Origin of the sequence: Nocardioides sp. (assembly GCF_041600255.1) — a bacterium.
In the GTDB taxonomy this organism is placed as follows: Bacteria; Actinomycetota; Actinomycetes; order Propionibacteriales; family Nocardioidaceae; genus Nocardioides.
The window spans coordinates 1-13,954 of record NZ_JBFIKK010000028.1 but is presented as its reverse complement, the minus strand read 5'-3'; the positions used below and the strand labels follow the sequence as shown (position 1 = coordinate 13,954).

At 70.1% G+C, this 13,954-nt stretch carries 10 protein-coding genes; 8 read left to right on the top strand and 2 right to left on the bottom strand.

The window, feature by feature from the left end; genetic code table 11:
* Positions 1-18: 18 nt before the first annotated feature.
* From glpD to ABZE72_RS05415, 5 genes are all read left to right on the top strand, one after another.
* Positions 19-1,746 carry a glycerol-3-phosphate dehydrogenase gene (gene glpD / locus ABZE72_RS05435; protein WP_372728004.1) on the top strand — a complete coding sequence of 576 codons (1,728 nt, stop codon included), beginning with the start codon at positions 19-21 and terminating at the stop codon, positions 1,744-1,746.
* 89 nt (positions 1,747-1,835) lie between these two features.
* Positions 1,836-3,458 carry a succinic semialdehyde dehydrogenase gene (locus ABZE72_RS05430; protein WP_372728003.1) on the top strand — a complete coding sequence of 541 codons (1,623 nt, stop codon included), beginning with the start codon at positions 1,836-1,838 and terminating at the stop codon, positions 3,456-3,458.
* Entirely contained in the window at positions 3,455-5,185 is a 1,731-nt protein-coding gene (locus tag ABZE72_RS05425) for a GMC oxidoreductase (RefSeq protein WP_372728002.1), read from the top strand. The genes ABZE72_RS05430 and ABZE72_RS05425 overlap by 4 nt, the downstream gene beginning before the upstream one ends.
* A 267-nt stretch (positions 5,186-5,452) precedes the next feature.
* Positions 5,453-7,036 carry a glutamine-hydrolyzing GMP synthase gene (gene guaA / locus ABZE72_RS05420; RefSeq protein ID WP_372728001.1) on the top strand — a complete coding sequence of 528 codons (1,584 nt, stop codon included), beginning with the start codon at positions 5,453-5,455 and terminating at the stop codon, positions 7,034-7,036.
* A 7-nt stretch (positions 7,037-7,043) separates the two neighbouring features.
* Positions 7,044-7,469, top strand: a complete 426-nt coding sequence (locus tag ABZE72_RS05415; protein WP_372728000.1) for a VOC family protein — start codon at positions 7,044-7,046, stop codon at positions 7,467-7,469.
* A 76-nt stretch (positions 7,470-7,545) separates the two neighbouring features.
* Here ABZE72_RS05415 and ABZE72_RS05410 read toward each other — a convergent pair whose 3' ends face one another.
* Positions 7,546-8,715, bottom strand: coding sequence for an ROK family protein (locus ABZE72_RS05410; RefSeq protein WP_372727999.1), 1,170 nt, complete (start codon positions 8,713-8,715; stop codon positions 7,546-7,548).
* A gap of 165 nt (positions 8,716-8,880) precedes the next feature.
* Here ABZE72_RS05410 and ABZE72_RS05405 point away from each other — a divergent pair, with 165 nt between their 5' ends.
* The 3 genes from ABZE72_RS05405 to ABZE72_RS05395 are packed head-to-tail and all read left to right on the top strand — an operon-like array spanning position 8,881 to position 12,033.
* Positions 8,881-9,942 (top strand): substrate-binding domain-containing protein, encoded by a 1,062-nt coding sequence (locus tag ABZE72_RS05405; protein WP_372727998.1) that lies wholly within the window; start codon positions 8,881-8,883, stop codon positions 9,940-9,942.
* Positions 9,942-10,793, top strand: coding sequence for an ATP-binding cassette domain-containing protein (locus tag ABZE72_RS05400; protein WP_372727997.1), 852 nt, complete (start codon positions 9,942-9,944; stop codon positions 10,791-10,793). Before ABZE72_RS05405 ends, ABZE72_RS05400 begins: the two co-directional genes overlap by 1 nt.
* Positions 10,786-12,033, top strand: coding sequence for a sugar ABC transporter permease (locus ABZE72_RS05395; protein WP_372727996.1), 1,248 nt, complete (start codon positions 10,786-10,788; stop codon positions 12,031-12,033). The genes ABZE72_RS05400 and ABZE72_RS05395 overlap by 8 nt, the downstream gene beginning before the upstream one ends.
* Positions 12,034-12,215: 182 nt before the next feature.
* Here ABZE72_RS05395 and ABZE72_RS05390 read toward each other — a convergent pair.
* Positions 12,216-13,954, bottom strand: a 1,739-nt coding sequence (locus ABZE72_RS05390) for a bifunctional FO biosynthesis protein CofGH (protein WP_372727995.1), incomplete at its 5' end; no start/stop codon positions are given.

The following is a 13,954-nucleotide window of genomic DNA, read 5'->3' as shown; positions in this document are numbered from 1 at the left end:
GGCTGGCACACTATGCCGATGAGCGACTCGAGCGCCCTCAGCCCCCACGCCCGCACGGCCGCCATCTCCGCCATGTCCGGGGAGGGAGGTGAGCCCGAGCTGGACGTGCTGGTCGTCGGTGGTGGCGTCGTCGGCGTCGGCACCGCCCTGGACGCCGTGACCCGCGGGCTCAACACCGGTCTGCTGGAGCAGCGCGACCTCGCCAGCGGCACCAGCAGCCGCAGCAGCAAGCTGATCCACGGCGGTCTGCGCTACCTGGAGATGCTCGACTTCGGCCTGGTCCGTGAGGCGCTGGAGGAACGCGGGCTGCTGCTCACCCGGCTCGCCCCGCACCTGGTCAAGCCGGTCGCCTTCCTCTACCCGCTGACCCACCGCGGGTGGGAGCGCCCGTACGTCGGAGCCGGTCTCGCCCTGTACGACGCGATGGCGATGGCCGGGAAGTACGACATGGGGGTGCCCAAGCACAAGCACCTCTTCCGGCGCCAGGTGGCCCGGATCGCCCCGGACCTGAAGACCGACGCGATCACCGGCGCCATCCGCTACTACGACTGCCAGGTCGACGACGCCCGGCTCGTCGTCACGATCGCCCGCACCGCCGTCGAGCACGGCGCCCACGTGGCGAACCGGGTGAAGGTCAACGGCTTCCTCCGCGAGGGTGAACGGGTCGTGGGCGTGCGCGCCACCGACCTCGAGACCGGGCGCGACTTCGAGGTCCGGGCCCGGGTCGTGGTGAACGCCGCCGGTGTCTGGACCGACGAGATCCAGGAGATGGTCGGCGGTCGGGGTGCGTTGAACGTCCAGGCCAGCAAGGGCATCCACCTGGTCGTGCCGCGCGACCGGATCCGCTCGGAGGTCGGCTTCATCCACCGCACCGAGAAGTCGGTGCTCTTCGTGATCCCGTGGGGCCGGCACTGGATCATCGGCACCACCGACACCGCCTGGGACCTGGACAAGGCGCACCCGGCGGCGAGTCGCGCGGACATCGACTACCTGCTCGACCAGGTCAACACGATCCTGCGGGAGCCGCTCGGGCACGAGGACGTCGAGGGCGTCTACGCCGGGCTGCGCCCGCTGCTGACCGGTGAGTCGGAGCCGACCAGCAAGATCTCGCGGGAGCACACGGTGGTGACGCCGGTGCCCGGGCTGGTGATGATCGCCGGCGGCAAGCTCACGACGTACCGGGTGATGGGCAAGGATGCCGTCGACGCGGCGGCCCACTCGCTGCGCACGACCGTCAACCTGACCCTGCGCGACTCGATCACCGACCGGGTGCCGCTGGTCGGCGCCGACAGCTATGAGACCCGGTCGAACCAGCGGGTGCTGCTGTCGCGGCGTTCCGGTCTGCACGTCGCCCGGATCGACCACCTGCTGAACCGCTACGGCGGCATGGTCGACGACCTGCTGGCCCTGATCGCCGAGCGCGACGAGCTGGGGGAGCCCCTCGAGGGCGCCGAGGACTACCTGGCGGCCGAGGTCGTGTACGCCGTGACGCACGAGGCCGCCCGACACCTCGACGACGTGCTGACCCGGCGTACCCGGATCTCGATCGAGACGTTCGACCGGGGGGTGGCGGCCGCTCCAGCGGCGGCCCGGTTGATGGCCGAGGAGCTGGGGTGGGACCAGGCCCGGCTCGACGACGAGGTGGACCACTACCTGCGTCGGGTGGAGGCCGAGCGGCTGAGCCAGGACCAGCTCACCGACCAGGAGGCGGACGAGGCGCGGGTGAAGGCGCCGGACATCGTCTGAGGCGCGTTTGACAGATCGGGCCTCTGTGTAAAAGCCCACATCGCGGCGAGACGCTGGTGAATGGGTGAATCCGCACATACTCTCGGTACATGAGCGCCCAGAATCCCACTCCGGCCGACGGGCCCCTGGTGGACGGCCCCGCCGACCCCGAGCACGACCCCACCGCCTCCTACGCCCTCGAGCCCGGCTACGTCGCCGCGCTCACCGACCGCATCCTCGCGACCGGCCCTGAGACGGCCGAGGTGCGCTCGCCGCTGAACGGCGCACCGCTGGCGCACATCCCGCAGTCCAGCGACCAGGATGTGGCCGAGGCCTTCGCCCGGGCCCGTCGAGCCCAGGCCGTCTGGGCGCGGACCTCGCTCGAGGAGCGGGCGGCGATCATGCTCCGCTTCCACGACCTGGTCCTGGACCGGCAGGACGAGATCATCGACCTGACCGTGCTGGAGTCCGGCAAGGCGCGCAAGCACGCCTTCGACGAGCCGCTGCACATCGCGCTGACCGCGCGCTACTACGCGCGCACCGCCCACGAGCACCTCGACACCCGACGGGTCCGCGGCGTGGTGCCCGGCCTGACCCGGGTGGAGGTCAACCGGATCGCCAAGGGCGTCGTCGGGATCATCTCGCCGTGGAACTACCCCTTCACGATGGCGCTGTGCGACGGCCTGCCGGCGCTGATGGCCGGCAATGCGGTCGTCGCCAAGCCGGACGCCCAGACCATGCTCACCGCGCTGCTCGGAGCCGAGCTACTCGAGCAGGCCGGCTTCCCGAAGGACCTGTGGCAGGTCGTGGCCGGCCCGGGCTCGAAGGTCGGGCCGAGCATCATCCAGCGCGCCGACTACGTCTGTTTCACCGGCTCCACCGCCACCGGCAAGCTCGTCGCCCAGGGCTGCGCCGAGCGGCTGATCGGCTGTTCGCTCGAGCTCGGCGGCAAGAACCCGCTGCTGGTGCTGCGTGACGCCGACCTGGAGAAGGCGGCCGAGGGCGCCGTACGGGCGTCGTTCTCGAACGCCGGCCAGCTGTGCGTCTCGATGGAGCGGATGTTCGTCGCCGACCAGGTCTACGACCGCTTCGTGGACCGGTTCGTCGCCCGCACCCAGGCCATGACCCTCGGTGCCACCCTCGACTGGGGCAACGACATGGGTTCGCTGATTTCCCAGGACCAGCTCGACACCGTGGTCGCCCACGTCGACGACGCCGTCGCCAAGGGCGCCCGGGTGCTCGCGGGGGGTCGGGCCCGCCCCGACCTCGGCCCGTTCTTCTACGAGCCGACCATTCTCGAGGGCGTCACGCCGGAGATGACCTGCTTCGGCAAGGAGACCTTCGGTCCGGTGATCGCGCTCTACCGCTTCCACGACGAGGCGGATGCCGTCGCGCGGGCGAACGAGGGCGAGTACGGCCTCAACGCCTCCATCTACAGCCAGGACGGCGCCCGGGCCCGTGAGCTCGCGCGCCGGATCAAGTGCGGCACCGTCAACATCAACGAGGCCTTCGGCGCGACCTTCGCGAGCATCGACTCGCCGATGGGCGGCATGCGCCAGTCCGGCATGGGCCGTCGTCAGGGCGCTGAAGGCATCCTGCGCTACACCGAGACCCAGTCGGTCGCCACGCAGCGGCTGATCCGGTTCGCCCCGATGCTCGGCATGTCCGACGAGAGCTACGCCAGAATGATGACCGTCAACCTCCGAGTGATGAAGAAGCTGGGGCGCGCATGAGCGGCACGGACGACACCGAGTTCGACTTCGACGTCCTGGTGGTGGGGTCCGGCTTCGGTGGCTCGGTCACCGCGCTGCGGCTGACCGAGAAGGGCTACCGGGTCGGGGTCCTGGAGGCGGGGGCCCGCTTCTCCGACGAGGACTTCGCGAAGACCTCCTTCGAGGTGCAGAAGTTCCTCTTCCGGCCCGAGATCGGCTGCTACGGCATCCAGCGCATCGACGCCCTCAAGGACTGCATGATCGTCTCCGGCGCCGGGGTCGGGGGCGGCTCGTTGGTCTATGCGAACACGCTCTACGAACCGCTGGCGCCGTTCTACCAGGACACCCAGTGGAGCCACATCACCGACTGGCGCTCGGAGCTGGCGCCGTACTACGACCAGGCGAAGCGGATGCTCGGCGTCGTGGAGAACCCGCTGCGCACGGCCGCGGACGACGTGATGGAGCAGGTCGCCCAGGACATGGGCGTCGGCGACACGTTCCACCCGACCCCGGTCGGTGTCTTCTTCGGCGGCCCCGGCGACCGCGAGGGCCAGGCCGCGCCGGACCCCTACTTCGGGGGCGCCGGACCGGAGCGCAACGCGTGCATCGGCTGCGGGTCGTGCATGACGGGTTGTCGGCACAACGCCAAGAACACCCTGGTCAAGAACTACCTCTACCTCGCCGAGCAGAACGGCGCGACGGTGCTGCCGTTGACCACGGTCACCCGGGTCACCCCGATGGCCGGGGGCGGCTACGAGGTGGACGTGAAGTTCACCAAGGCGAAGACCAACCGCCCCTCGGCCCGTCGGGTGCTGAGGGCGGAGCAGGTCGTCTTCGCGGCCTCCTCGCTGGGCACCCAGCGGCTGTTGCACCGGATGCGCGACGAGGGGCACCTGCCGCGGCTGTCCCAGCGTCTGGGCTTCCTGTCGCGGACCAACTCGGAGTCGATCCTCGGGGCGATCGCGCCGGACACGAAGGTCGACTACAGCAAGGGCATCGCGATCACGTCCAGCTTCCACCCGGACTCCGACACCCACATCGAGCCGGTCCGCTACGGCAAGGGCAGCAACCTGATGTCGCTGATGCAGACCGTGCTGACCGACGGCGACGGCCCCCAGCCGCGCTGGCAGGTCTGGCTCCGCGAGATGTGGAAGCAGCGGCGTACGGTGACCGACCTCTACGACATGAGGCACTGGTCGGAGCGGACCGTGATCGCGCTGGTGATGCAGAGCCTGGACAACTCGCTGACCACCTTCACCAAGAAGGTGCCGTTCACCGGCAAGCGCTACATGACCACCAAGCAGGGTCACGGTGTCCCGAACCCCACCTGGATCCCCGCCGGCAACGCGGCGGTCCGGGCGATGGCGAAGATCCTCGGCGGCACCGCCGGCGGGTCGATCGGGGAGCCGTTCAACCGGCCGCTGACCGCCCACTTCATCGGCGGGTGCGCGATCGGGGACTCGCCGGAGACCGGCGTGATCGACCCCTACCAGCGCCTCTACGGCCACCCGGGGCTGCACGTCGCGGACGGCTCGGCGATCACCGCGAACCTCGGGGTGAACCCGTCGCTGACGATCACCGCTCAGGCCGAGCGGGCGATGTCGTTCTGGCCGAACAAGGGCGAGCCGGACGCCCGACCGGCGCTGGGGGAGGCCTACCGGCGGATCGCTCCGGTGCGTCCTGTGCGTCCCGCCGTGCCGGACTCCGCACCCGGCGCGCTGCGGCTCCCGATCGTCGGCGTGAGCTGACGCCGGAGGGGTCGCGGTCGGCTCGGAGGAATCTGGTCCAGACCGGGGCGTAACCCCCCGTACCGGGGCTCGTTGTTCCTTTCGAGCCCGGCAGTCATGCTCCCTCCCAAGTGGCCGGGCTCAGCGGTCCAAGCAGCTGTCCAGCAGATGCATGGACGATCAGGGCCCGGCCAACCTCCCTCCCCGGCCGGGCCCTGATGCATTTCCCGGTGCGCCGCGTCGCTACGCTTGGCCCCTCGCCGTACGCCGTCGAAAGGCACTCCGCCGATGTCCGAGCACGACCTGATCGACCACGACCTCGTGCTGGTGGTGGACTTCGGCGCCCAGTACGCGCAGCTGATCGCCCGCCGGGTCCGGGAGGCCCGGGTCTACTCCGAGATCGTGCCGCACACGATGCCCGTCGAGGAGATGCTGGCGCGTCGGCCGAAGGCGATCGTGCTCTCCGGCGGACCGTCCTCGGTCTACGCCGAGGGTGCCCCCTCCATCGACTCCTCGCTGTTCACCTCCGGGGTCCCGGTCTTCGGCATGTGCTACGGCTTCCAGCTGATGGCCCGCGGGCTCGGCGGCGAGGTCTCGCACACCGGTGCCCGTGAGTACGGCCGTACGCCGGTCACCGTCACCGACCCCGGCACGCTGCTGGCCGAGATCCCCGCGCAGCACAGTGTGTGGATGTCGCACGGCGACTCCGTGACGGCGGCTCCCGACGGCTTCCGGGTGCTCGCCTCGACCGTGGTCACCCCGGTGGCGGCCTTCGAGGACGTCGATCGCCAACTGGCCGGCGTCCAGTGGCACCCCGAGGTGATGCACACCGAGCACGGCCAGAAGGTGCTCGAGCACTTCCTGCACCAGATCGCCGGCTGCCGGCCGACCTGGACCATGGTCAACATCGTCGAGGAGCAGATCGAGCGGATCCGGGCCCAGATCGGCGAGACCGGCCGGGCCATCTGCGGGCTCTCCGGCGGCGTCGACTCCGCCGTGGCCGCCGCCGTGGTGCAGCGCGCCATCGGCGACCGCCTGGACTGCGTCTTCGTGGACCACGGCCTGCTCCGCAAGGGCGAGGCCGAGCAGGTGGAGCGCGACTTCGTCGCCGCCACCGGCGTGAAGCTGCACGTCGTCGAGTGCTCGGACCGGTTCCTCGACGCACTCTCCGGGGTCACCGACCCGGAGGAGAAGCGCAAGGTCATCGGCCGTGAGTTCATCCGGGTCTTCGAGGCCGCCGAGGCCGAGGTGCTGGGCGCTGCCGCCGAGGAGGGCGCGAAGGTCGCCTTCCTGGTCCAGGGCACGCTCTACCCCGACGTGGTGGAGTCCGGTGGGGGCCACGGCACCTCGAACATCAAGTCGCACCACAATGTCGGCGGGCTGCCCGACGACCTCGAGTTCGAGCTGGTCGAGCCGTTGCGCACCCTCTTCAAGGACGAGGTCCGGCTGGTGGGGGAGCAGCTCGGCCTGCCGGCCGAGATCGTCTGGCGCCAGCCGTTCCCCGGCCCCGGTCTGGGCATCCGGATCATCGGCGAGGTCACCCGGGACCGGCTCGACATCCTCCGTGAGGCGGACGCGATCGCTCGCGAGGAGCTGACCCGGGCCGGGCTGGACCGCGACATCTGGCAGATGCCGGTGGTGCTGCTGGCCGACGTACGCTCCGTGGGCGTGCAGGGCGACGGGCGCACCTACGGACACCCGGTGGTGCTGCGTCCGGTGACCTCCGAGGACGCGATGACCGCCGACTGGGCGCGGTTGCCGTACGAGGTCATGGAGACCATCTCCACCCGGATCACCAACGAGGTGGCCGAGATCAACCGGGTCACCGTCGACATCACCTCCAAGCCGCCGGGCACCATCGAGTGGGAATGAGCCTCACGTGAGCGTTCGCGCCGTGCACCACCTGGACCTGTGGGTCAGCGATCCCGGCGTGGCCGCGGCGGAGTGGGGCTGGCTGCTGGGCGAGCTCGGGTGGGAGGTCGTGATCGACCTCGACGTCGACCCGGCGGGGGATGCGGCCTCGTGGGCGCACCCGGACGGCACGTACCTGTTCATGGAGCGCTCGCGCGACCTGGTCGACGAACCGCACGACCGGTTGCGGCCGGGGATCAACCACCTGGCCCTGACGGTGGAGGGGCGTTCGACGCTGGACCGGCTGCGGGCGGAGTCGTCGGCGCACGGCTGGCGCGAACTCTTCGCCGACCGCTACCCGTACGCGGGTGGTGAGCAGCACCCGGCGTTGTTCCTCGAAAGCTCCGAGGGGTTCGAGGTCGAGGTCGTGCTGGTTTCACAGGTTAACCAGTGAATTGAGCACTTCACCCGGGGAGTTCTCTGGGTGAAGTGCGTGTTTCACTGGTTAACCAGTGAATCTTCCCCCTGGCTCAGCTGACGACGAGGTCGGTCCGCTCGGCCGCCAGCAGTACGGCGCCCACCAGGCTGGCGCGCTCACCCAGCTCGCTGGCCAGCACCGGTGTCAGCGCGACCGAGTCGAGGGCGTGACGGCGTAGCCCGATCCGGGCCGGGTCGAGCAGCAGGTCGCCGGCCCGGGCCATGTCCCCACCGACGACGACCGCCGCCGGGTTGAGCAGGTTGACGATGCTCGCCAGCCCCCAGCCCAGATGCAGCCCGGCGTCCTCGAAGACGCGCTGGGCGGCGACGTTGCCCTCCCGCGCACTCTCGATCACGCCATCGAGGTCCCGGCCCGGCAGCCGGGCCTCGATCATCGCCATCACGGTCGTGACCGACGTGTAGGCCTCCAGGCATCCCCGGCTGCCGCACCGGCAGAGCGGTCCCTGTTCGTCGAGGGTGAGGTGGCCGATCTCGCCGGCAGTCCCGGCGGCGCCGTGGAAGAGCTGGTCGTCGAGCACGATCCCGGCGCCGACGCCGGAGGAGATCTTGACGAAGACCGAGCTGCCCAGCCCGCGCGCGACCCCGAGTCGGTGCTCGGCGAGCGCACCCAGGTTGGCGTCGTTCTCCACGTGCACCGCGACGCCGAAGGTCTCCTCCGCGGCCAGGCGGGCGTCGACGCCCTCCCAGCCGGGGAAGATCGAGGCGGAGCGGACGACGTCGTCGGTCACCGGCGCCGGCAGTCCCATCCCGACCCGCCGCACGGCACCGTGCTCGGCGGTCATGGAGTCGAGCATCGACCCGGCCATCTCCAGTGCCTCGCTGGACGGGCGTCCGGCGCGGAAGGACCGGCGTTCCTCGGCGAGGAGGTGACCGGTCAGGTCGCCGATGGCGACGGCCACGTGGCTGTGCCCGAAGTCGACGCCGGCCACCAGGCCGGCGCCGCGGGCCAGACGGATGGCTGAGCCGCGCCGCCCGCTGCCGGCCTCGGTGTCCACCAACCCGGCCGCGACGAGCCCGCGGACGATGTTGGAGATCGTGGCCGGCGCCAGTCCTGTGGTCCGCGCCAGACCGGCCTGGGTGAACGTCGAGGGTTCCTCCGCGCCGGAGGATGCGCCACGCAGGACGTCGAGGACCCGCTGCTGGTTCGTCGTACGCAGGGTCGACGTCGAACCCGGGGACGGGTCACTTCGCTGCTGACGCATGGGCACACTGTCTCGCCTGACCCTCTAGCGGTCAAGAGATAGAGGATAATTGATCGAAAATGCAGATTTGGACATTGTTAACGTTCAGGTCTTGACGACAAACCAGGGACGGCTGACACTGGGTCGAGTTGACTGGCCGTTCGGCCCCCACGCGAGGAGAGACACGTGAGCACATCCCTGCACCGCCTGGCAGCCCTCGGGTTCGCCATCGCCCTCGGTTCGAGTGGGCTCGCTGCCTGCTCCGCCAACGACGCCGCCACCACCGACGGCGCCAAGAAGATCGCCCTGCTCCTGCCGGAGTCGAAGACCACGCGCTACGAGGCCTTCGACAAGCCCCTGTTCGAGGAGAAGGTCGCCGAGCTGTGCGCTGACTGCGAGGTCAGCTACTTCAACGCCGACCAGGACGCCAAGAAGCAGTCCGAGCAGGTCGACACCGCCATCACCGAGGGTGCCAGCGTCATCGTGCTCGACCCGGTGGACGGCAAGGGAGCCGGCGGCATGGTGGCCAGCGCCCAGGACGCCGGCGCCACGGTCATCGCCTACGACCGGTTCATCGCGGGCGCCGACTACTACATGTCCTTCGACAACGAGCGCGTCGGCGAACTCCAGGGTCAGGCCCTGGTCGACGCGATGGGCGACACCGGCAACATCCTGATGCTCAACGGCTCGCCCAGCGACCCGAACGCCGCCCAGTTCAAGCAGGGCGCCCACAACGTCATCGACGCCAGCGGACTCACGATCCTCGCGGAGTACGACAACCCCGACTGGAGCCCGGAGAACGCCCAGCAGTTCGTCACCGACCAGCTGAGCAAGTACAAGCCCTCCGAGATCCAGGGCGTCTACGCGGCCAACGACGGTCAGGCAGGTGGCGTCGTCGCCGCCATGACCGGTGCCGGCGTCGCGGCCGACAAGCTGCCCCCGATCACCGGTCAGGACGCCGAACTGGCCGCCATCCAGCGCATCGTCGCCGGCGAGCAGGCCGTCACGGTCTACAAGCCGATCCCGGTCGAGGCGTACAAGGCGGCCGAGGTGGCCGTCGCGCTGGTCAACGGTGAGGACGTCGGGGAGACCACGGACTTCGAGGGCGTCGACTCGTTCATCTTCGACCCGGTCGTCGTCACCCAGGACAACGTCAAGGACACGATCGTCGCAGACGGCTTCTACACCGTCGACGAGATCTGCACCGGCATCTACGCCAAGGCGTGCAAGGCCGCCGGCCTCAACTGATGAGCACACTCGCCACCGAGGCCCCGGTCAGGGAGAGCGTGCTCTCCCTGACCGGGATCAACAAGCGATTCGGGGCCGTGCAGGCCCTGACCGACGTCCACCTCGACGTCGCGGCCGGTGAGGTCGTGGCGCTGGTGGGGGACAATGGCGCCGGGAAGTCCACCCTCGTCAAGGTGATCTCCGGGGTCTACCAGCCCGATGCCGGCGACATCACGTTCGCCGGCCGCAAGGTCCACGTCGGCGGCCCCGCCCAGGCCCAGGCCCTCGGGATCGCCACCGTCTTCCAGGACCTCGCCCTCTGCGACAACCTCGACGTGGTCGCCAACCTCTTCCTCGGTCAGGAACGCCACCACGGCCATGTCCTGGACGAGGTCGAGATGGAGAAGGAGTCGTGGCGGCTGCTGCGCACCCTGTCGGCCAAGATCCCGTCGGTCCGGATCCCGATCGCCTCGCTCTCCGGTGGCCAGCGCCAGACGGTCGCCATCGCGCGCAGCCTGGTCGGCAACCCGAAGATCGTGATGCTCGACGAGCCGACCGCCGCCCTGGGCGTCGCCCAGACCGCCGAGGTGCTCAACCTGGTGGAGCGGTTGCGCGAGACCGGACTCGGCGTGATCCTGATCAGCCACAACATGGCCGACGTGCAGGCCGTGGCGGACCGGATCGTGGTGATGCGGCTGGGTCGCAATGCCGCGGAGTTCCGCACCGAGGAGGTCAGCACCGAGGAGCTGGTCGCCGCCATCACCGGCGCCTCGGACAACGTGGTCTCCTCGCGCGCCAAGCGGCGTACGCCGGGTGCCCACGCGGCCGAGGGCACACCCGGGGACACGCGGGAGGAGGGTCAGGATGTCTGACGTCAAGGAGTCGGCCGTCGCGGCCGACCTCGCCGATGAGCGCCTGATCCAGACCCAGGGTCTGATGGGCTACGCCCGGTTGATGCTCAACCGCCTGCGTTCCGGTGAGCTCGGCAGCCTGCCGGTCATCGTCGGGCTGGTCGTGATCAGCGTTGGCTTCTACGCCGCCGAGCCGCTCTTCCTCTCCTCGAGGAACCTGGTCTCGATCACCCAGTTCGCCGCGCCCACCGGGATGATCGCGCTCGGCATCGTGCTGGTCCTGCTGCTCGGCGAGATCGACCTCTCGGTCGGTTCGGTGAGTGGTCTGGCGGCAGCGGCGATGGCCGTGCTCGTGGTGGAGAAGGGCTACTCGCCCGTCGTCGGCATCGGTGCCGCGATCGGGATCGGTGTGCTGATCGGTATCTTCTACGCGTTCCTCTACACCCGGATCGGGGTGCCGTCGTTCGTCTTCTCGCTCGCCGGCCTGCTCGGGTTCCAGGGACTGCTGCTCTTCGTGCTCGGCAAGAACGGCACGATCAACCTGCCGCGTGACTCGTTCCTGGTGGAGTACACCCGGCAGAAGTTCGTCGGCGACACCGCGTCGTTCGTCCTGGTCGGACTGATCGTGCTGATCTACCTCGGCTCCCAGCTGTGGGGTCGTCGGACGCGTGCCGCGGCTGGGCTGAGCGCTCCGGCCTGGCAGTTGGCGGTCGTCAAGGCCGCCGTGTTCGCGGCCGGGCTCGGATTCCTGACGTACTACGTGAACCTGGACCGGGGCTGGAGCTATTTGTGGCTCTTCTTCGTGTTGATGGTCGTGGTGATGGACCTCGCGCTGCGCAAGACGCGCTGGGGCCGGCACCTGTTCGCCGTCGGTGGCAACGTCGAGGCGGCTCGTCGCTCGGGGATCAAGGTGAACCGGGTCTACATCTCGGTCTTCGCCCTGACCTCGACGTTCGCGGCGCTCGGTGGTCTGCTCGCCGCGGGGCTGCAGACCTCGGTCTCGCAGGCCAGCGGCACGACGGACACCAACCTGACGGCGATCGCGGCTGCGGTCATCGGCGGGACCAGCCTCTTCGGTGGTCGCGGCTCGGCATACTCGGCGCTGCTGGGCATCGTGGTGCTGCAGGCGATCACCAGTGGGCTGAACCTGGTCAGCGTCGACTCGTCGGTGCGGTTCATGGTCACCGGTGGGGTCCTGCTGCTCGCGGTGGCGATCGACTCGGTGTCGCGGCGTGCTCGCTCCAGCAGTGGGCGTGGTTAGCGGCGCTCGGGGCGCAGATTCACTGGTTAACCTGTGAAACCCTCACTTCACCCGGGAAGTTCTCCGGGTGAAGTGAGGGTTTTCTGGGTTCGGTCCGCGTCAGGCTCCGGTCCGCGTCAGGTTCCGTCCGGTCGCGCAGGGGGTCCGACGTCAGGCTCGGGGCGCCGTCAGCCCGGACGCCGTCAGGCTCGGGGCGCCGGCACGCCGTACGTCGTGGTCCGCTCGCGGACCGGTCGGCCGATGCCGGCGCCGATCTCGAAAAGCTCCGCCACCGTCTTGGCCGAGCCGTGCTCGGAGCCGGCCATCCGGGAGATGGTCTCCTCCATCAACGTGCCGCCCACGTCGTTCGCGCCCGACTGCAGCATCGTCCGGGTGCCCTCGACGCCCAGCTTGACCCACGACGTCTGGATGTTCGGGATCCGACCGTGCAGCAGGATCCGCGCCAGCGCGTGCACCGCGCGGTTGTCCCGCATCGACGGCCCGGGTCGCGCCACGCCGGCCAGGTAGATCGGCGACGAGGTGTGCACGAACGGCAGCGGCACGAACTCGGTGAAACCACCCGTCTCGTCCTGGATCCGCGACAGCACCCGCAGGTGCTGCACCCAGTGGCGCGGGTTGTCGACGTGGCCGTACATCATCGTCGAGCTCGACCGCAGCCCCACCCGGTGCGCGGTCGAGACCACGTCGATCCAGGTGCTCGTCGGCAGCTTGCCCTTGGTCAGCACCCACCGGACCTCGTCGTCGAGGATCTCCGCGGCCGTGCCCGGAATGGTGTCGAGCCCGGACTCGCGGGCCTTGATCAGGAAGTCCTCGATCGACAGACCCGTCCGCGATGCGCCGTTCACGATCTCCATCGGGGAGAAGGCGTGCACGTGCATGCCGGGCACCCGGGTCTTCACCGCCGCGACCAGGTCGAAGTACGCCGTCCCGGGCAGCTCCGGGTCGATCCCGCCCTGCATGCAGACCTCGGTCGCGCCGAGCTCCCACGCCTCCTGGGCCCGGTCGGCCACCTGCTCCAACGACAGCGAGAACGCGTCCGCGTCGGTACGCCGCTGCGCGAACGCACAGAACCGGCACCCGACGTAGCAGACGTTGGTGAAGTTGATGTTCCGGTTGACCACGTAGGTCACGTCGTCGCCCACCGTGTCGCGGCGCAGGTCGTCGGCGAGCCGGCACACCGCGTCGAGCAGGTCGCCCTCGGCGGTCATCAGCAGCAGGGCCTGCTCGTCGCTCAGGCCGGCCGGGTCCCGCTCGGCGGCGGCCAGCGCGGCGCGCCCGTCCGCGTCACTGCCCCCACGACTCGCCGCGACCACACCCGCCTCGGCCTCGGAGCGCAGCTCGGACCAGTCGCCGTACACGTCGTCGAAGTCGCTGCGCCGGTCGGCGCTGCGCCCGGTCGTGTCGATCTCGGTGTGCAGGTCCACCCGACCCGAGCCTGCCCGGGCGAAGCCGCCGTCGGGCTCCTGCCACGGCAACCCACCCGGACGTACGCCGGGTCGCGCCAGGCCGTCCTCGTCGGCGAGCGCCGCCACGTGGGCGGAGACCCGCGGGTCGAGCCACGGCTCGCCCTGGCGCACGTACTCGGGGTGCACGGTGAGCCGGGGGCGCAGCTCGAAGCCTTCCGCGGCGGTCAGGGACCGCAGCCGCTCCAACGACGGCCAGGGTCGCTCGGGGTTGACGTGGTCGGGGGTCAGCGGCGAGACGCCGCCCCAGTCGTCGACGCCCGCCTCGAGCAGCAGGGCGCACTCGGCCGAGCCCTCGGAGCTGTCGACCAGGTTCGGCGGCGCCTGGATCCGCATCCGCGGGCCCAGCACGATCCGGGTGACCGCGATCGCGGCGCGGTACTCCTCCAGGCCGAGGTCGTCGGTGTGCCGCATCGCGGTGTCGGGCTTGGCCCGGAAGTTCTGCACGATGACCTCCT

Excerpts from the sequence above, each read along its gene's own strand:
- glpD (WP_372728004.1), top strand. The coding sequence starts at position 19 with ATGAGCGACTCGAGCGCCCTCAGCCCCCACGCCCGCACGGCCGCCATC.
- ABZE72_RS05430 (WP_372728003.1), top strand. The coding sequence starts at position 1,836 with ATGAGCGCCCAGAATCCCACTCCGGCCGACGGGCCCCTGGTGGACGGC.
- ABZE72_RS05425 (WP_372728002.1), top strand. The coding sequence starts at position 3,455 with ATGAGCGGCACGGACGACACCGAGTTCGACTTCGACGTCCTGGTGGTG.
- guaA (WP_372728001.1), top strand. The coding sequence starts at position 5,453 with ATGTCCGAGCACGACCTGATCGACCACGACCTCGTGCTGGTGGTGGAC.
- ABZE72_RS05410 (WP_372727999.1), bottom strand. The coding sequence starts at position 8,715 with ATGCGTCAGCAGCGAAGTGACCCGTCCCCGGGTTCGACGTCGACCCTG.
- ABZE72_RS05400 (WP_372727997.1), top strand. The coding sequence starts at position 9,942 with ATGAGCACACTCGCCACCGAGGCCCCGGTCAGGGAGAGCGTGCTCTCC.
- ABZE72_RS05395 (WP_372727996.1), top strand. The coding sequence starts at position 10,786 with ATGTCTGACGTCAAGGAGTCGGCCGTCGCGGCCGACCTCGCCGATGAG.